General features: G+C 64.5%; 14 protein-coding genes. 10 read left to right on the top strand and 4 right to left on the bottom strand.

Going from position 1 to position 18632, the window contains the following annotated elements; all coding sequences use genetic code 11:
- Positions 1–99: 99 nt before the first annotated feature.
- The 5 genes from CIT25_RS11610 to CIT25_RS11590 all read left to right on the top strand — a co-directional run bounded on the left by CIT25_RS11610 (position 100) and on the right by CIT25_RS11590 (position 9669).
- Entirely contained in the window at positions 100–2094 is a 1995-nt protein-coding gene (locus tag CIT25_RS11610; RefSeq protein WP_095484653.1) for an NHL repeat-containing protein, read from the top strand.
- Between the two features lie 10 nt (positions 2095–2104).
- A complete protein-coding gene (locus CIT25_RS11605; RefSeq protein ID WP_095484652.1) occupies positions 2105–5788 on the top strand; it encodes a DUF7929 domain-containing protein in 3684 nt (1227 codons plus the stop codon).
- Positions 5789–5955: 167 nt separating this feature from the next.
- Positions 5956–6633: a ribulose-phosphate 3-epimerase gene (gene rpe / locus CIT25_RS11600; protein ID WP_095485090.1), complete on the top strand. Its 678-nt coding sequence runs from the start codon at positions 5956–5958 to the stop codon at positions 6631–6633.
- A 136-nt stretch (positions 6634–6769) separates the two neighbouring features.
- The gene (locus tag CIT25_RS11595) at positions 6770–8146 is read left to right on the top strand and encodes a malonyl-CoA decarboxylase (protein ID WP_095484651.1); all 1377 of its coding nucleotides are present in this window, start codon (positions 6770–6772) and stop codon (positions 8144–8146) included.
- Entirely contained in the window at positions 8143–9669 is a 1527-nt protein-coding gene (locus CIT25_RS11590) for a malonate--CoA ligase (protein ID WP_095484650.1), read from the top strand. The genes CIT25_RS11595 and CIT25_RS11590 overlap by 4 nt, the downstream gene beginning before the upstream one ends.
- A 16-nt stretch (positions 9670–9685) precedes the next feature.
- Here the strand turns inward: CIT25_RS11590 and nagA are convergent, their stop codons facing one another.
- From nagA to CIT25_RS11570, 4 genes are read right to left on the bottom strand one after another with little or no spacing between them, the layout of a single operon-like run.
- Complete coding sequence (nagA, locus tag CIT25_RS11585; RefSeq protein WP_095484649.1) at positions 9686–10855, bottom strand: N-acetylglucosamine-6-phosphate deacetylase; 1170 nt, start codon at positions 10853–10855, stop codon at positions 9686–9688.
- Complete coding sequence (locus CIT25_RS11580) at positions 10852–11883, bottom strand: SIS domain-containing protein (RefSeq protein ID WP_095484648.1); 1032 nt, start codon at positions 11881–11883, stop codon at positions 10852–10854. The genes nagA and CIT25_RS11580 overlap by 4 nt, the downstream gene beginning before the upstream one ends.
- Positions 11880–12662, bottom strand: coding sequence for a GntR family transcriptional regulator (locus CIT25_RS11575; protein WP_095484647.1), 783 nt, complete (start codon positions 12660–12662; stop codon positions 11880–11882). The genes CIT25_RS11580 and CIT25_RS11575 overlap by 4 nt, the downstream gene beginning before the upstream one ends.
- Positions 12659–13540 (bottom strand): glucosamine kinase nucleotide-binding domain-containing protein, encoded by an 882-nt coding sequence (locus CIT25_RS11570; RefSeq protein WP_095484646.1) that lies wholly within the window; start codon positions 13538–13540, stop codon positions 12659–12661. Before CIT25_RS11570 ends, CIT25_RS11575 begins: the two co-directional genes overlap by 4 nt.
- A 199-nt stretch (positions 13541–13739) precedes the next feature.
- Here CIT25_RS11570 and CIT25_RS11565 point away from each other — a divergent pair, with 199 nt between their 5' ends.
- The 5 genes from CIT25_RS11565 to CIT25_RS11540 all read left to right on the top strand — a co-directional run bounded on the left by CIT25_RS11565 (position 13740) and on the right by CIT25_RS11540 (position 18631).
- Positions 13740–14696 (top strand): N-acetylmuramic acid 6-phosphate etherase, encoded by a 957-nt coding sequence (locus CIT25_RS11565; RefSeq protein WP_095484645.1) that lies wholly within the window; start codon positions 13740–13742, stop codon positions 14694–14696.
- 2 nt (positions 14697–14698) lie between these two features.
- A complete protein-coding gene (locus CIT25_RS11560; protein ID WP_095484644.1) occupies positions 14699–15958 on the top strand; it encodes an ABC transporter substrate-binding protein in 1260 nt (419 codons plus the stop codon).
- Positions 15959–16195: 237 nt separating this feature from the next.
- Positions 16196–17119 carry a carbohydrate ABC transporter permease gene (locus CIT25_RS11555; protein WP_095484643.1) on the top strand — a complete coding sequence of 308 codons (924 nt, stop codon included), beginning with the start codon at positions 16196–16198 and terminating at the stop codon, positions 17117–17119.
- 208 nt (positions 17120–17327) lie between these two features.
- Positions 17328–18167 carry a carbohydrate ABC transporter permease gene (locus CIT25_RS11545; protein WP_095484642.1) on the top strand — a complete coding sequence of 280 codons (840 nt, stop codon included), beginning with the start codon at positions 17328–17330 and terminating at the stop codon, positions 18165–18167.
- Positions 18164–18631 carry a DUF4304 domain-containing protein gene (locus tag CIT25_RS11540; RefSeq protein WP_095484641.1) on the top strand — a complete coding sequence of 156 codons (468 nt, stop codon included), beginning with the start codon at positions 18164–18166 and terminating at the stop codon, positions 18629–18631. Before CIT25_RS11545 ends, CIT25_RS11540 begins: the two co-directional genes overlap by 4 nt.
- Position 18632 lies beyond the last annotated feature (1 nt).

Genomic DNA, 18632 nt, shown 5'->3' with positions numbered 1-18632 from the left:
GCAGACAATTCGATCAGGGAAAAACGTGCCGGAACGTCGCGCCTTGCCCTGATTTGCGCGGCAAGACCGGATGTTTCTCCCGCCCGCGGGGGGAATTCCATGTCTTGCGACCACGGCGCGTTCGTGCGCTCTCGTGCTGGCCGTTTGCGCCGTGCGATCCAAGCAACCAGTGGATTCCCGGCAACCAGTAGATTCCTGGCGCTCGCCACCACCCTGTGGCTTGGCTGTGCCGCCCAGGCGCAGGAAACGCAGATCATCTATCCGGGCTCGATAGCGGTGACCGGGTTTTCCGGCACTGTCATTCCCAATTTCGAAGAGGGGCCCAATTTCGAAGCAGGCTTGCCGCCCGGCGTCGATCCCGTCGACGAAACCTTCATCGACACGACGCGCGCAACCTTGCGCGTTTTCGACGTTTCAAGGCTAGGCGGGCCGGCCTCCGGCCAGCTCGTCTTCACGCCGCCGCCCTTCGAAGTGACAGCCGAGCAGATCGGCCAGGTGTTCGGCATCACCTATGACGACGGCGTCCGCGACGGTGTTCCATCAGGCATTCCGAACCTCTATGCCGGCGCCAGCTCGCTGCACGGCATCCGCATCGTCACATCAGACGAAGATGCGGACGGGCGCCCTGAGCGGCAGCGTCGCGGTGCTGCCGGCGCCATCTTTATGGACGGCCAGTTCGGCACCGAGAACGGCGGCGGACCGGGCACGATCTGGAAGATCGACGGCATCACCGGCCAGGTGAGCAAATTTGCCGACATCGACACCAACAGCGGTCCCGGCGTTGGCGACATCACCTTCGACAATATCCACCGCCAGATCTTCGCCAGTGACCTCGACACCGGTCTCATACACCGTGTCGACGCCAACGGCACGTCGGTCGACACGTTCGACCACGGCGTTGCCGGGCGCCCGGCGCACGGGCTGGCCCCGCTTGCCGACGATGGCTCGGTCATGGACATCGAGGACGCTGCCTTCGACAGCGAAGACCCCGACAGCTGGGGTTATACGCAGGACGAGCGCCGCGTCTGGTCCGTCGCCTATCATGGCGGCCGGCTCTATTATTCGGTCGGTGAAAAGGCCGAGATCTGGTCGGTGGGCGTTGCCCGCGACGGCAGTTTTGCCGGTGACACGCGCTGGGAACTGACGGTCAAGGCCGACAAGGACCAAGCCGTAACCGACATCGCTTTCGACATCAGCGGCTTCATGTACCTGGCCCAGCGCGGCCCGATAGAAAACCGCTACGACTACAGCCAGTTCGCCGATTCCGGCAAGGGCGAGGTCATCCGCTACTGGCGCGATAACCCGGACGATCCGGCGACGGAATCAGTCTGGGTGGAAATGCCGCAGGAATATGCGGTCGGTTTCCCGGAGGACAACCGGCAGTCGGCCGGCGGCCTCGACCTGCAATATGGCTACGACTCCGACGGCAATCTCGATGCCGGCGTCTGCACCGAGACGCTGGTCAAGACCGGCGACAAATTGCGCGACAATCCCGCACTTGCCGAACAGCTTGCCGGCGGCGGGCCGCTCGCCGTGCACGGCGTGCAGATCACGCCGACAGCACTGGTCAAGCCGGCCAACGTGCCGCCCTTCGGCTCGTGGTTCGTCGACTTCGACGGCTATTTCGAAGACCCCGAGGTTGAAGGCCATGTCGGCGATGTCGAGGTCTGGCACCCCTGCGAGGGTCGTGCCGGCTATTACGAGCAGGTACCGGGCGGCGGTTACCTGCCACCTTTCTATCCGCCCGACTTCCCGCCCCCCGGCGGCGTGCCTCCTTGCCTCGATGTCGAGGATGTCAGGTATTTCTGCACGCCCTCCGGCCTCGAGGCCGAACTCTATCTCCGTGACCATGCCGGCTTTGGCGGCGATTCGATCAAGGCTCTGTCCAGGACATCAGGCGTCGGGGTGACCTCACTCCTCTCCCATGCTCCCGGCGCGCCCTACACGATAGGTATCACCGGCCATTATCCTGGCGACACGGTCGATGTCGGGCTCTGCTTCTACAAGCAGTTCGATCGCGACAAGGGCGGCTATTTCCCTTGCTGCAAGATGACGGTGCCGCTCAGAACCCCAGCCGTCAGCTGCGAACGTTGAGGAGGGGAAGATGAGCATTTCAGCACTTTCCCCACTCGCGACGACCATGAAACCGCTGTCACTCTCCAGGCGCGGCGCGCGCTGGCTGATGGCGGCCGGTATCGCGGTCGCCATGCTGAGCCCGGGGCAAGGCTTCGCGGAAGATCTTGTTCCGGTCCAGACCAGCCAGGCCGACATCGACAAGCCTGCCGATTCCGGTCCGCTCGAAACCGCCAGTCCGGATTTCGGGCTCGACCTCGATGAGCCGCGCATCGTCAATCCGCGGCCCGGCCGGGTCGTGCCTTTCTTCACCAAGAAAGGCAGACAACGAGGCTGCGACTATTTCGTATATTCCCTGAGCTTCGGCCTGCGCGGCAACCCGCAAGCCTTTGCCAGCCCAGGCCTCGCGACCGCGCTGGAAAAGGCCAGGATCGACTTCAAGGACCAGCTTCCGCATGGCCTGCGGATCGTCGGCGTGCATCTGTCCGGCGACGGCACGGATGCGTCCGGCGGACCGCTGCCCGGAGCCTCGATCAGCACGTCGGCAAATCCCAACGACACGGCTGATGTTTCCGACTTCCGGATATCCGCCGCCGATCTCGACGGCGTCGGCGCTCCAAACGAACGCGTCATCACCTTCCAGATCACCGCCAAGATCGACCATGCGGCGTTTGCCTCGCCGGCGATCGTCGACAATCAGGGCATGATCAAGATAACCGTCGGGCCCGGCACCGGGACCATCATCCCGTCACAAGACCCAGGCAAGCCGGACGACGGCAACATCCTTACCGGCGAAAAGACCTCGATCAAGATCGACCTGACCAAATGCAACCCGCCGCCTCCACCTCCCGGCAAGGAATGCTTCAAGGTGGAGCGCGGCACGCTCGATTGCGTGCCCGGCGGCGGCGCCTTCATCTACCATATGCCGGTCGGCCCCGAGATGGGCGGCAAGTGGGTGCATCTCTCGACGACGACACCCGGCATCACCATCATCCCCGACACGCAATTGGTGCCGGCGGGCGGCGGTGTGCTCAACTGGAAGATCGTCGGTGCGTCACCCGGAGACGTCATCCACCTCGTCGTCACCGGCATCGAAACCTATGCCGGCCCGGAGGAGGGCTGGGGCTTGTGCTGCACGCAGACGATCGAAATTGTCATTCCGCGTGACCAGAGGTGTCCGCCCAAGGACAGGGAACCGGATCTGAAAGTCGAAAAACGCGCCAACGTTCCGCGTTGCACGATGGGCGGCGGCTGCGACTTCACCATCAAGGTCACCAATGTCGGCGACGGGCCGTATCACGGCAAGATCGTTCTCGACGACGTGACCTTGCCGGCCGGCTCCACCCTCGATTCAGGACCGAATGCGCCCTGGGTCTGTGCGCCGGCGGCCACCCCGATGACGTGCACCCATCCGGTGACCACGCTCAACCCGGGTGCCTCTGTCGACCTCAAGCTCGGCTTCAAGCCGGCCGCAGGCTGGCAAGGTCGGAGCTTGCGCAACTGCGCCGCCTATAATTATGGCGCCAGCGGCAAGCCGCTGTTCGGCAGCCAGCAAAACGACCGCGGCTGCGCCTCGATCCCGATCTGCCGGCGTGGCGACCGTGACCGCGACTGCCGGCCGCCGGTGGAAAAGAAGGTCGCTCTGATCCTGAAGAAGCGTGCGCGCACCCCGGTCTGCACGGCCGATGGTGTCTGCACCTTCGTGATCGACATCATCAACAACGGCAGCGTCCCCTATGACGGGCCGCTGACGGTCACGGACACCTATCCGGGCGGCGCGCCGGTATCCTCGACCTTCGGCCCGACTCCGCCCTGGACATGCGGGCCGAACGGCCCCGGCCAGTTCCGTTGCGACAATGCCGGCATCGTGCTCTCGCCGGGCGCCTCGACGCCGATCTTCGTCGAAGCGGTGATGCCGGCCGGCTACCGGCCGGACACCGTCGAGAACTGCGCCGAAGTGAAGGCCATCCCCGGTGAGAACGACCTCACCAACAACAAGGCCTGCGCCAAGCAACGCATCCGTGATGGCGGAAAGCCGGCCATGCGCATCACCAAGGTGTGCGGCGGAGCACTGGCCGGTGCTGCGGCCGTCACCTGCCGCATCACCGTCATCAGCACCGGCACCACGGCCCCCACCGGTCCGGTGCGGGTCAACGATGCCGCCACGCTGGTGGCCGGCGGCGCGCCCATCCAGATCCAGACCGTCATCCCTGATGGCGCCGAATGGGCGTGCGGACCGGTTCCGGCCAATACGCTGTCGTGCCAGATTCCTGGCGCCGTGATGACGCCTGGAACCAGCCGCCACTTCGACGTGACGGTTGCTGCGAACGGCGAATTCGAGAACTGTGCGCGCGGCTCTTACGGCCCAGCGCCCGGAGACGAGATCGTCTATCCGATCGGCAGGGCCTGCGCCAAGGGTGGCGGCCCTGCCACCATCCGGGTCGAAAAGACCGGCGATGCCGAGTGCCGGGTCGGCCAGCCCTGCTCGTTCGAGATCACCATCACGAATGATGGGGAAGGCACCTTCTCCGGTCCGGTTCGCATCGGGGATGCGATCGGCGTTGAAGGCCTCGGCCGGCTGGAAGGCGTTGCGATCACCTCGATCGACCCGCCCTTCGGCTGCGCGCCGGAACCGGCGACCTTGCCCGCATCCTGCATCGCCAATTTGACGCTCGGCGCCGGGGAAAGCCACGTTCACCAAGTGACCGTGATCATTCCCGACGACGGCCGCCTGGCCAATCTGCAGGGCACCGTCAGCGGCCAGAACTGCGTTGGCGTGCTGTCCCCCGACACGCAGGTGCGAGGCGCGGGCGACGTGCTCTCCCGCGACCCGACCAACGTGCAGGGCGATCGTGGCAAGGCCTATGCCTGCCATCCCTTCACCATCAAGCGTGAGGTGCAGAAGAAGTGCTCGGCAGGCCTCGTCACGAACGACGCCGGCCGGTGTGTCTGCCCGGAAGGCACCACTTTCCGTAACGGCCAGTGCTCGTCCGGTGGCGGCACGGTCATCATACCGAAGCCGAAGGACCCGCAGCGCTGCGTGCTGCTCAAGGGCCAGATCCGGACCTCCGACGGGCGTTGTATCTGCCCGCGCGGAACCGAGCTGGAGAACCGCAGGTGCGTGTCGACCGACGACCCGCCGGCACGCCTGTGCAAGCTGCTGCCTGGCCAGATCCGTACCCAGGACGGCGATTGCATCTGCCCGAGAGGGACGGAGCTAAGGGGCGACGCCTGCCGGCCGATCCGGAAAAAGCCGCCGGTAGTGGAGCAATGCAAGCTGCTGCCCGGCCAGATCCGCACCAAGAACGGCGACTGCGTCTGCCCGAGACGGACGGAACTGAAGGGCAGAGCCTGCGTGCCGATCGTCAAAAAGCCGACCGTGGAACAGTGCACCATCCGCGGCCAGGTCCACAACAAACGCGGCGCCTGTGTCTGCCCGCGCGGGACCGAGGTGATCAGAGGCGCATGCCGCCGGCCGCAGGTGGAGTGTGCGCCCGGTTCACGGCTGATCGACGGCCAGTGTCAGCCGATCATCAAGCGGCGCTGCCCGGTTGGGACAACCGGACAGTATCCGGACTGCACCCCGATCCGCAGAAGGCCGGGCTTGGAGATCAATCCGAACCTCTTGAACCCGAACATCCTGCAGCAGTTTGTGCCGAGGCAACAACGGATTCCCCGGCAGCAGGATCCCGCGCGCAACAGCATTTTGAACTAACCATTCGCACCCACCAAAACCCCGCCGGTGCAATCCGGCGGGGTCTTGGCGCCGACATCTGAAGCCATCGCGCCAAGGACAAACCGGCTTCCCCTTTTCCGGATCATGGTCTAGCAGTCGATCCAGACGACGTGCCCGCAACCACGGGCGCCTGGAAAGGCCGGATCATGAGCAAAAAAACCCTGATCGCGCCATCGGTGCTGGCGTCGGATTTTTCGAAGCTCGGCGACGAGGTCGCGGCGGTGGCGGCGGCCGGGGCCGACTGGATCCATCTCGACGTCATGGACGGGCATTTCGTGCCCAACATCACCTTCGGTCCGCCGGTGATCAAGGCGATCCGCAACCGCACCAAGGCCTTCTTCGACTGCCATCTGATGATCGCGCCCGCCGATCCTTATCTGGAAGCCTTCGCCGAAGCCGGCTGCGACGGCATGACGGTGCATGCCGAGGCCGGGCCGCATCTCGACCGTTCGCTGCAGACGATCAGGAATCTCGGCAAGAAGGCGGGCGTGTCGCTCAATCCGGCGACACCGGAATCGGCGATCGAATATGTGCTCGACCGGCTCGATCTGATCCTGATCATGACCGTCAATCCGGGTTTTGGCGGCCAGGCCTTCATTCCGGCGATTGTCGAGAAGGTGAAGCGGGTGAAGGCGCTGATCGGCAACCGGCCGATCCGGATTGAGATCGACGGCGGCATCTCGCCCGAAACCGCCCCTTTGGTCACCGCCGCCGGCGCCAGCGTGCTGGTCGCCGGTGCGGCGATCTTCAAGGGCGGCAGCGTCGAAGCCTATCGGGCGAACATCGAGGCGATCCGGACAGCGGCCGACCGGGCGGCCGGCTAATGCTGACGGCGCCACGTGCCGTCTCTCCAGCCGGTCCGACGCCGGTGCGCTTGTGCTCATCACATGCGGTCCCATATTCTCTGTCTCATCCTTATGCCCGGACCCTCCCGCAGGCGCCTCTTCGACGGTTGGATCGATGAACCGCAGCCCTTTCTTTGCTGATCTGCTGAACACCATCGCCGACCGCGGCCGGATGATGCTGAACCTCGTTCGCGGTGACGAGCCGGTCTCGGCCGACAGCCTGGCGCGTCTGTGCACGCGTCTTCTTTCCAGCCAGGGTGAGGCATCGGGCGTCGCCTATGCCCGCGAAATCCTCGATCGCTGGCGCACCCTTGATGCTGACGGCCGGCTGGCCTTCCTGCATGTGCTGCGCGATCGGTTCGGCACCGATCATGTCAGGCTAGCCGCCGCGGTGGATGCCTATCGCGACGCGCCCGACGATCGCTCGGCACTTGCCCTGCACGATGCCGCCGAACCGGCCAGGCAGGAGCTCCTGCGCCGCCTGAACCTGGCGCCCGGCGGCATCGAGACGCTGGTGCGCATGCGCCAGGATCTGCTTGCCCGGCTGACCACATCGCCCGATCTCGCCATCGTCGATGCCGACTTCACGCATCTCCTTTCGTCATGGTTCAACCGCGGCTTCCTGGTGTTGCGTCGGATCGACTGGTCGACGCCGGCCAACATCCTGGAAAAAATCATCCGCTACGAGGCGGTGCACGCCATCCACACCTGGGACGATCTGCGCCGCCGGATCGAGCCCGCCGACCGGCTCTGCTATGCGTTCTTCCATCCGCAGCTTGGCGACGAGCCGCTGATCTTCGTCGAGGTCGCGCTGACCCGGGCGATGCCGACGACGATCGCCGAGCTGCTTGCCGATGAGCGGCCGCTGGTGCAACCACGGCAGGCCACGACGGCGGTATTCTATTCCATCTCCAACTGCCAGGAGGGCTTGCGCGGCATCTCCTTCGGCAATTTTTTGATCAAGCAGGTAGTCGAGGATCTGCGCCGCGACCTTCCCGGCCTGACCGATTTCGTCACGCTGTCCCCAGTGCCGGGCTTTGCCCGCTGGCTGGCCGAGCAGACCGATCCCTCCGCCACTGAGGCGCTGGACCTCGTCGCCAACGAGGGCTGGCATGCGGATGCTGCCGCGCGCGACCGCGTGGGCCAGGTCCTGCTTCCTCTTGCGGCACAGTATTTCCTCGAAGCCCGCACCGCCTCCGGCAAGGTGATCGACCCGGTCGCCCGGTTCCATCTCGGCAATGGCGCACGGCTGGAGCGCATCGACCTTTTCGGCGACCTGTCGCCCCGAGCCTTGCGTCAGGCGCATGGGCTGATGGTCAATTATCGCTACAAGCTCGACGACATCGAGAAGAACCACGAGCTGTTCGCCGCCAGGAACGATGTGGCGGCCGCACCCGCCGTGCGTCGTCTGCTGCCAAAAGCGGCGGCGAGGCCGGCCGCGCCGCGGCTTCCGGCGCAACCTCAGGGGAATGAGGACAAGAGGGACATATGAGCAACCATTTGTTCGACGCCTTCCGCGCTCGCATGCCGGCGCCCGAGCGTCTGTTGATGGAGACGGATGACGGGCGCTCGATCACCTATGGCGATATGCTGGCGCGGTCCGCGCAACTGGCCCACGCGCTTCTGCAATTGGGCGTCGAACCCGGCGACCGTGTCGCCGTCCAGGTCGAGAAGAGCCCGCAGGCGGTCCTGCTCTATCTCGCCTGCCTGCGCGCCGGTGCGGTCTTCCTGCCGCTCAACACCGCTTATACGCTGACCGAACTCGGCTATTTCTTCGGCGATGCCGAGCCGCGGCTGGTCGTCTGCGATCCGGCACGGGCAGCCGAGATCGGCCGCCTGGCGGAGTCATCGGGCGCCGTCATCGCGACGCTCGAGGGCAATGGCGAAGGGTCGTTGATGGATCAGGCCTCGCGGCAGTCTTCGGATTTCCACGATGTGGTGCGCGGGCCGGACGATCTTGCGGCGATCCTATACACGTCGGGAACGACCGGCCGCTCGAAGGGCGCCATGCTCAGCTATGAGAACCTCGCTTCGAATGCGCGCGTGCTGGTCGACCACTGGCGCTTCACTGCCGCAGACGTCTTGATCCACGCGCTGCCGATCTTCCACACGCATGGCCTCTTCGTTGCCACCAACGTTATCCTGATGGCCGGCGCCTCGATGCTGTTCGAAACCAAATTCGACCCGGCCCGCATCGTCTCGCTGCTGCCGCGCGCCACCGCGCTGATGGGCGTGCCGACCTTCTATGTGCGCCTGCTGCAGCAGGACGGCTTGAACCGCCAAGCGGCCAAAAACATCCGCCTGTTCGTTTCCGGCTCGGCGCCGCTGCTGGCCGAGACGCACAAGGCCTGGCGCGAGCGCACCGGCCATTCGATCCTCGAGCGCTACGGCATGACCGAGACCAACATGAACACGTCGAACCCCTATGATGGCGAGCGGCGTGCCGGTACGGTCGGGTTTCCCTTGCCTGGCGTCGCGCTTCGTATCGCCGACGCCGAGAACGGCGAAACACTTGCCAGGGGCGAGGTCGGCATGATCGAGGTGAAGGGCCCCAACGTCTTTGCCGGCTATTGGCGCATGCCGGAGAAGACCAAAGCGGAATTCCGTGACGACGGTTTCTTCATCACCGGGGATCTCGGCCTGATCGATGCCGACGGCTATGTCCACATCGTCGGGCGCGGCAAGGATCTGATCATTTCCGGCGGCTATAACATCTATCCGAAGGAGGTCGAGAGCGAGATCGACTCGCTGCCCGGCGTCATCGAAAGCGCAGTGATCGGCGTTGCTCATCCGGATTTCGGCGAAGGTGTCACCGCGGTCGTGGTGCGCGCGCCGGCCTCGACCATCACCGCCGCAGACATCGTCGATGCCATCGCCGGGCGGTTGGCGAAATACAAGCACCCGAAGCGGGTGATCTTCGCCGACGAGCTGCCGCGCAACGCGATGGGCAAGGTGCAGAAGAACCTGCTGCGCGAAACCTACAAGGACCTCTACGCGCCGGCCAAAGCCGGCTGAAGCAAGAGGTTTGCGTTCAATTGATGCCTGCTCCGAAAACCTTGTCGCCTTCTATCCAGACGCCCTTGACGTCCAATTCGTCCGACAGCGCAACAATATCGGCAGCGGTGCCGTTGGCGAAGCGCCCGAGCCGGTGCGACTGGCCGATCGCCTGCGCTGGATAGAGCGAAGCCATGCGCAGCGCCTCCGAAAGCTCCAGCCCAACAATGCGGTGGACGAAGCGCACGGCGGAGATCATGTCGAGATCGGCGCCCGCCAGCGTCCCGTCGGCAAGCGTCAGCCTGCCGTCCTTGCGGTAGATGGTGCGGCCGTTCAGCGTGAACGAGGTCATATCGGTACCGATCGTCGCCATGGCGTCGGTGACCAGAAAAATTTTTGCCGGCCCCTGCTTGGCGCGCAAGGCAATCGCCATGGTGGCGGGATCGACGTGGATGCCGTCGGCGATGATGCCGGCAAACAATGTTCCGGTATCGATGGCGGCACCCGCCAGCCCCGGCTCGCGATTGCCGATCTGGCTCATGGCGTTGAACAGATGCGTGACCACCGTTGCGCCGGCATCGGCGAACCCGCGCGCCTTGGCATAGCCGGTATCGGAATGGCCGAGGCTGACGACGATGCCGGCCTCAACGAGCGCCGAAATGCGCGCGGGGTCGACGGATTCAGGCGCGATCGTTGTCAGCAGCACCGGCAGAGTTGTTCGCGTTGCTATCAGCATCGCCTGGTCGACGTCGGTCATCGGCCGGATCAATGCCGGATCATGCGCGCCCTTGCGGGCGACCGATAGATGCGGGCCTTCGAGATGCAGGCCCAAAAAACCCGGCACCTTCTGTTGCGCGGCCAGCGCTCCGGCGGCAACCGCCGCTGCGGTGATTTCAGGCGTGTCGGTGATCAGCGTCGGCAGCAGTGCCGTCGTGCCGAACGGCGCGTGCGCCCGGCAGATGGTCTCGATCGAGGCGACATCGGGATGATCGTTGAGCATGACGCCGCCGCCGCCATTGACCTGCAGGTCGACGAAGCCCGGCGCAAGCATGCCGCCGCCAGTCTCGATACGAGTGACGCCGGACGGAATGGCGCCCGCCGTAACGATGGCCTCGACAAGGCCGTCACGCACGACAAGGGCGGCGTTGTCATGCCAGTCCTCACCGTCGAATATGCGGGCGCCAGTCAGGGCAAAACGATCGCTCATATGGTTTCCGTCACCTTGCGCAGATTGGGCGGCGTGTCGGGGTCAAGGCCACGATGACGGGCAAAAGCCTCGACGAAGCCATAGAAGGACACGATCAGCGCCAGCGGGTCGGTCAGCGGATGGCCGGTCGCGACATGCGGCAGGTGCTGAGCGCTTTTCGCCTTGTCCGAGGTCACGAAGACGGCCGCGCCTTTGGCCGCCAGGCTGTCGGCAGCCTCGGCAACCGACGGCTCGGAAGCATCGCGGGCGGCGAGCGCCAGCACCGGGAAGTCGGGCCCGACCAGCGCCAGCGGGCCATGCATCACTTCGGCAGCACTATAGGCCTCGGCATGCATGGCGCAGGTTTCCTTGAATTTCAGCGCCGCCTCATTGGCGATCGCCGTGGACGGACCGCGACCGAGGATGAACAGCGATTTCGGCGTCTCCAACGCACCGGCCAGCGCCATCCAGTCGCAGGCGATCGCCTTGCGGAAATGCTCCGGCAGGCGGGCAAGTGCTGCCAGAAGCTTGTCGTCGCCGGTGCTGTGCGCCATCAAGGCGAGGCCGGCGACGGCGGAATTGACGAAGGTCTTGGTCGCCGCGACGCTGCGCTCCGGCCCGGCCAGTATGTCGATCGCGTAGTCGCAGGCGCTCGCCAGCGGCGAATCGGCGGTGTTGGTGATGGCGACGGTCAGCGAACCGCCCGCCCTCGCGCTTTGCGCCATGGCGACGATGTCCGGGCTCTTGCCCGATTGCGAGATCGCCAGGCAGGCCGAGCCGGCCAGCTTGAGCTTGGCGCCATAGATCGAGGCGATCGAAGGACCGACCGAAGCGACCGCGAGGCCGGCGGTCAGCTCCACGGCATATTTCATGAAGGTGGCGGCATGATCGGAGGAGCCGCGCGCCACGGTTACGACGAAGTTCGGGTCGCGCTCGCGAATGCCACGCCCGGCCTCGGTCAGCACGACGCCCGAACCGTCGAGCAGACGGGCGGTGGCCTCCGGGATCTCCTCGATCTCGCGCCGCATATGAGTTTTGGTTGCGCTCATGGCCGGCCCTCTTCGCCCGGCCCGCTCAGCCGGAGCTCGGCGACGAAATCATAGGCGTCGCCCCTGTAGATGGAGCGGGTGAATTCGATCACCTTGCCGCTCGCCAGATAGGAAATACGCTCGATGTGCAGGCCGGCAATCCCGGGCGGCACTTCGAGCAGGCGCGCGTCACTGTCGCCGAGATTGGCGGCCGAAATGCGCTGCACCGCCCGCACCGGCCGGAGGCCGGTCGTTTCCAGCGCAGCGTAGAGCGAGGACCCTATTCCTGCCGGGTCCGGCAGCACGCTGGCCGACAGTGCCGCGCGTTCGATCGCCAGCGGCGTGTCGTTGGCGATGCGCAAGCGCGCCACGCGGGCCACCAACTCGTTCGACGACAGGCCGAGCACCATCATCTCGTCCGGCGAGGGCGCATAGAGGCCGCGGTCGAGCCAGGCCGAGCGCACGACCATGCCGCGCCGGGCCATGTCTTCGGTGAATGAGGTCAACCGCGACAGCGACTGCTCGACGCGCTCCATGCGCGGCGCGACGAAGGTGCCGGAGCCGTGGCGCTGGACGAGGATGCCGCCTTTGACCAGATCCTGCACCGCCTTGCGCACGGTGACGCGCGAAATGTCGGCCTTGCTGGCGATGTCACGCTCGGAAGGCAGCGCGTCGCCCGGCCCGATCAGGCCGCGATTGACCGCGTCCTCGATGCTCTTCCTGAGCTGCAGATAGAGTGGCGCGCCGCTTTGCGAGGACTGTTTCAGCGTGGCGAAAATCTGGTCGGCGGCCTCGCTCATCGCGCTGCCTCCGCCGTTTTGGCGAAGACACGGACCGCCATCTGCACCGCGCCGCCCAGCGCATCGTCGAGCGGCGGCTTCAGCAGCGCCCGGTAGCGCGACGACAGGCGCGGCCCGTAAAACGGCGCCAGCCCGCCGAGCAGGCACAGCGGATCGTCGCCGCCGAGATCGAGGACGCCAAGTGCTGCCTCGACATCGGCGACCGCCTTGTCCAGGATCCAGTTGGCGACGGCGTCGCCTTTTTCGGCATGGTCGAAGACCTTGGGCGCGAAGCCGCCGAAATCGCCGGGCTTGGCATTGGTGGTGAACTCGACCAAATCCTCGGGATTGTCACGGAAGATGGCGAGCATGGCCTGCGTCAGCGGCGACGCTTCGCGGATGCCGTCATAGGCGAGGAGCGTCTGTTCGAGCAGGTCGCGGCCGATGCGGGCGCCGCTGCCCTGGTCGCCGACCTGGAAACCCCAGCCGCCAATGGCGCGCGATTTGCCTTGTCTGCGCGCCATATAGGCGGTGCCGGTGCCGAGGATGGCCATGGCGCCGTCGCCGGAGCCGATCGCGCCTTCGAGCGCAATCTCGGCATCGGTCTCGACACGGCTTTGGCTGAACGGCAGGATGGCTTCGAGTTGCTGTCTGTAGGTTCCGACATTGGCGCCGGCGAGGCCTAGGATGGCCGGGGTTTGCGGGATCAGTTCGGGGTCTTGTCCGGCGGCTACAAAGGCCTGCCTCGCCGCGTCGACGATGTTGGCCCTGGCGCCGGTGAGATCGGTGCGGATATTGGCGGCGCCGCTCTTGGCGCGGCCGACGACCATGCCGCCCGCTGTCGCAAGAGCCGCCCTGCAGCTGGTGCCTCCGCCATCGATGCCAAGCACGAAATTCACGCGATTTCTCCTCCGGGTGGATAATACCAATAAAGTACCAATAGCCAAGGATTAATTTCTGTTTCAAAAAGATTAAGCGGTATTTTGCTGAAAAATCAATGCATTCTGCCGGCAGGCCGATCTGGTTGCAACGATTCCGTTAATGCGTGTGGACAAGTGGTATTTTTTTGGTATTGTTTTGTGGATTGGAGGGAACGGTATGGCCGAGAAGCGCACCGAAGCGCATCACCAGAATGCCGAGGGGCTGGACATCCAGGCCCCGGACGCCATCCTTTCCTCCTTGGCCAATGCGCAGATCGAGGCCGCCAAGGCGGTTCGCGGCGCCATTCCCGCCATCGCCAAAGCAGCCGAGATCATCGCCGGCCGTCTGAAGAGCGGCGGTAAGCTCGCTTACGCGGCGGCCGGCAGCTCGGGACTGATGGCGCTGGCCGATGCGCTGGAACTGCCGGGCACCTTCGGCATCCAGCGCGACCGCATCGCCATACTGATCGCCGGCGGCGACGATGCCTTCAAGACATTGGCCGGCGGGCCGGAAGACAATATCGACGAAGCCTCGGCGGCGGTTGCCAATGCCGGCATCGGCGAGGGCGACTGCTTGATCGCGGTCTCGGCCAGCGGCTCGACACCCTATGCCGTCAGGGCGATCGAGGACGCCAGGCGCCGGGGTGCGGCAACCATCGCCATCGCCAACAACAAGGATGCGCCGCTGCTTCGGCTGGCCGACATCGCCATAGTGCTCGAAACGCCGCCCGAGCTGATCGCCGGCTCGACGCGCATGGGCGCCGGCACCGCCCAGAAGATTGCGCTCAACATGCTTTCGACGCTGGCCGCCATTCATCTTGGCCATGTGCATGACGGCTACATGGTCAACCTCATGGCCGACAACATCAAGCTGCGCGATCGCGCAGCAAGCATCGTCGCCGCCATCAGCGGGCGCGACAAGGAGGATGCGGCGCGCCTGCTCGAGAAGAGCGGCGGCGGCGTCAAGACTGCTATTCTGCTCGCCGCCGGCGCGGCCGGCGCCGGTGCGGCCGAGAAGATACTGGAAGGGACCGGCCAGAAACTGCGCCCGGCCCTTTCCGTGATTGAGGGGAGCATGGGGCAAAAAGCCCCTGTTCTCAAAACCGAACCTGAAAAAGGTCAACAGGGAGACTGAGCATGACAACGAAACTACTGACGGCACTTCTTCTCGGCACCAGCATTCTCGGCTCAGCCGGAATGGCCTACGCCCAGGACGTAACGCTCAACATCGAAAGCTGGCGCGGCGACGACCTTGCCATTTGGAAGGACAAGCTGATCCCGGCTTTCGAGGCCAAGAACCCGGGCATCAAAGTGGTGTTCGCGCCGTCGGCGCCGACCGAATATGACGCCGCGCTCGGCGCCAAGCTCGCCGCCGGCTCGGCGGGCGACCTGATCACCTGCCGCCCGTTCGACAAGTCGCTGGAGCTCTTCAAGAAGGGCAACCTCGCCGACATCTCGACACTGCCCGGCATGGAGAATTTCTCCGACGTCGCCAAGGCCGCATGGCAGACCGACGACGGCAAGGCGAGCTTCTGCGTGCCGATGGCTTCCGTCATCCACGGCTTCATCTACAACAAGGACGCTTTCGACAAGCTCGGCATCAAGGTGCCGACGACGAACGAGGAGTTCTACGCCGCGCTCGACAAGATCAAAGCCGACGGCACCTACATCCCGATGGCGATGGGCACCAAGGACCTTTGGGAAGCCGCGACCATGGGCTACCAGAACATCGGCCCGAACTACTGGAAGGGCGAGGAAGGCCGCGCAGCGCTGATCAAGGGCGAACAGAAGCTGACCGACAAGGACTGGGTGGCGCCATATGAAGAGCTGGCCAAGTGGAAGCCCTATCTCGGCGACGGCTTCGAGGCGCAGACCTATCCGGACAGCCAGAACCTGTTCACGCTCGGCCGCGCTGCCATCTACCCGGCCGGCTCATGGGAAATCGGCCTGTTCAACACGCAGGCGCAGTTCAAGATGGGCGCATTCCCGCCGCCGGTGCAGAAGGCCGGCGACACCTGCTACATCTCCGACCACACCGACATCGGCATGGGCCTCAATGCAGCGTCGAAGAACGCGGATGCGGCCAAGACCTTCCTGACATGGGTGGCCTCGCCTGACTTCGCCACCATCTACGCCAACGCGCTGCCGGGCTTCTTCAGCCTGAACAACACCCCGGTGAAGATGGAAGACCCGCTGGCACAGGAATTCGTCTCCTGGCGCGACAAGTGCAAGTCGACGATCCGCTCGACCTATCAGATCCTGTCGCGCGGCACGCCGAACCTCGAGAACGAGACGTGGGTTGAATCGGCCAACGTCATCAACGGCACCGTCACGCCGGAAGCTGCCGCCAAGAAGCTGCAGGACGGCCTCGACAGCTGGTATAAGGCTGGCAAGTAAGAGCGAGCGCTATCTCCCCCCTCGAGGGGGAGATGTCGCCGAAGGCGACAGAGGGGGTCGGTAAAGGCAGGCCGCGGCTTCATCGTTGCTGAAAGGCACGGTCGAAGTCACGATGGCGCACTGCCTTGGCCGACCCCACCTGCCTCGCTTCGCGAGGCACCCTCCCCTCGAGGGGGGAGGGAGGCGCCGCGCCTTTTTGCGGCAATTGCAAGAACCTGATCGGCGGGGACCGAACGCATGGCCGCAGCACCGAAACGACCGTTCCGCTGGCATATCGTCGTCTTCCTGGCGCCGGCGGTGCTGGTCTATACGGCGATCATGATCCTGCCGCTGGCCGGCACGCTGCAGCTCTCGCTGTTTCGCAACATCGAGCAGGCCCAGGTCTTCGTCGGGTTCGAAAATTTCCGCAGGCTGTTCGGCGATCCCAACTGGTCGGTCAATTTCTGGAACGCCCTGCGCAACAACGTCTGGTTCTTCATCATCCACATGGTCGTGCAGAACCCGATCGGCGTCCTGCTGGCCGCACTGCTGTCCAGCCCGCGGCTTAGGTTCTCCGCCTTCTACCGCACGGCGATCTTCGTGCCGACGATCCTGTCCTTCGTCATCGTCGGCTTCGCCTGGAAGCTGATCCTGTCGCCGCTGTGGGGCGTGGCGCCTAACCTGATGGATATTGTCGGCCTCAAAAGCCTGTTCACGCCGTGGCTCGGCAAGGAGCAATATGCGCTGACCACGCTCAGCCTGATCTCGGTGTGGCAGTTCGTCGGCATCCCGATGATGCTGATCTACGCCGCGCTGCTGTCGATCCCCGAGGAAGTGATCGAAGCGGCCGAATGCGACGGCATCACCGGCATGTCGCAGTTCTGGAAGATTAAGCTGCCGCTGATCCTGCCGTCGATCGGCATCATCTCGATCCTGACCTTCGTCGGAAATTTCAACGCCTTCGACCTGATCTATACCGCGCAAGGCGCGCTGGCCGGGCCGAATTATTCAACCGATATTCTCGGCACCTTCCTCTACCGCGCCTTCTTCGGTTTCCAGTTGCAGGTCGGCGATCCCAACATGGGCGCGGCGATCGCCACGATGATGTTCCTGATCATCCTTGGCGGCGTCTGCGTCTATCTCTTCCTCGTCCAGACGCGCCTGCGTCGGTATCAGTTTTAGGGGGCGAGATGTTGAGCTTGAGCACCCCCCTCTGGCCTGCCGGCCATCTCCCCCTCAAGGGGGGAGATTGGACTGCCGCATTGCTTTCGCCACTTTTCAACGTTGCAAGAGAAGCCGCCAGGCTGGAGCTGCCAATCTCCCCCCTTGAGGGGGAGATGTCCGGCAGGACAGAGGGGGGTGCCTTGGCACAAAATCGGGAGACTCTGGGATGAGCACGGCAACCCATTCCCTGCCCCGCACCATCGGCGCCCATGCGGTGCTGTTGACCTACACGGTGATCGCGCTGTTTCCCGTGATCATCGTCATCGTGAATTCGTTTAAATCCCGCGCGGCGATCTTCGGAGCGCCGCTAGCGCCGCCGACCCCGAAAACCTTCGACCTGATCGGCTACACCACCGTGATCGGCCAGGGCGACTTCATCCACTATTTCCAGAACAGCCTCGTCGTCACCGTCGCTTCGCTGTTCTTCGTGCTGCTGTTCGGCGCGATGGCGGCCTTCGCGCTGTCCGAATACCGCTTTCGCGGCAACTCGCTGATGGGGCTTTACCTGGCGCTCGGCATCATGATCCCGATCCGCCTTGGCACCGTCGCCATCTTGCAGCTGATGGTGATGAGTGGGCTGGTCAACACGCTGACAGCGCTGATCCTGGTCTACACCGCGCAAGGCCTGCCGCTCGCCGTCTTCATCCTGTCGGAGTTCATGAAGCAGGTATCCGACGATCTGAAGAATGCGGGCAGGATCGACGGGCTGTCCGAATACACCATCTTCTTCCGGCTGGTGCTGCCGCTGGTGCGGCCATCGATGGCGACGGTCGCGGTCTTCACCATGATCCCGATCTGGAATGATCTGTGGTTTCCGCTGATCCTGGCGCCGTCGGAGGAGACCAAGACGGTGACGCTCGGCGCCCAGCTGTTCCTCGGCCAGTTCGTCACCAACTGGAACGCGATCCTGGCGGCACTGTCGCTGGCGATCATGCCGGTGCTGATCCTCTACGTCATCTTCTCGCGGCAGCTGATCCGCGGCATCACTTCCGGAGCCGTCAAATGAGTGATGGTCGAGAGATTATCGTACAGGCCCTTGTCGAGACAGCGAGCCGCTATGGATTTCGAGGCGTGCGCGCCACGAATTTCTACCGCGAATGGCCGGAGACCGTCTGCTTGCTAAACCTTCAGAAGTCTTCCTGGGGACCGCAGTTCTATCTCAACGCTGCCATCTGGTTGACGCGGTTCGGGGCGGAGCGCCGGCCGAAGGAATACAACTGTCATGTTCGTTGGCGCGTCAATTCCCAGATGGAAGACGAGCAGTCGAAGGCGTTCACCCAGGCGCTCAATCTTGAGCATCCCTTGTCTGACGATCATAGGCTTTCGCTGATCAAGGAAGGAGTCGGTGCCTATGGCTTCCGACTTTTGGCCCGCTGCGACAGTGAAGAAGCGGCTCTGCGGGTCGCAGATGAATGCGAGCCACAGGTAATGGTGGCTCTCGCAGCTCGCAGGCAAGAAAAGGCAGATTGAA

The sequence above is a fragment of the Mesorhizobium mediterraneum genome, assembly GCF_002284565.1.
Classification (GTDB): Bacteria; Pseudomonadota; Alphaproteobacteria; order Rhizobiales; family Rhizobiaceae; genus Mesorhizobium; species Mesorhizobium mediterraneum.
The sequence above is the reverse complement of the archived record's forward strand: the minus strand, read 5'-3'. Positions and strand labels throughout refer to the sequence as shown.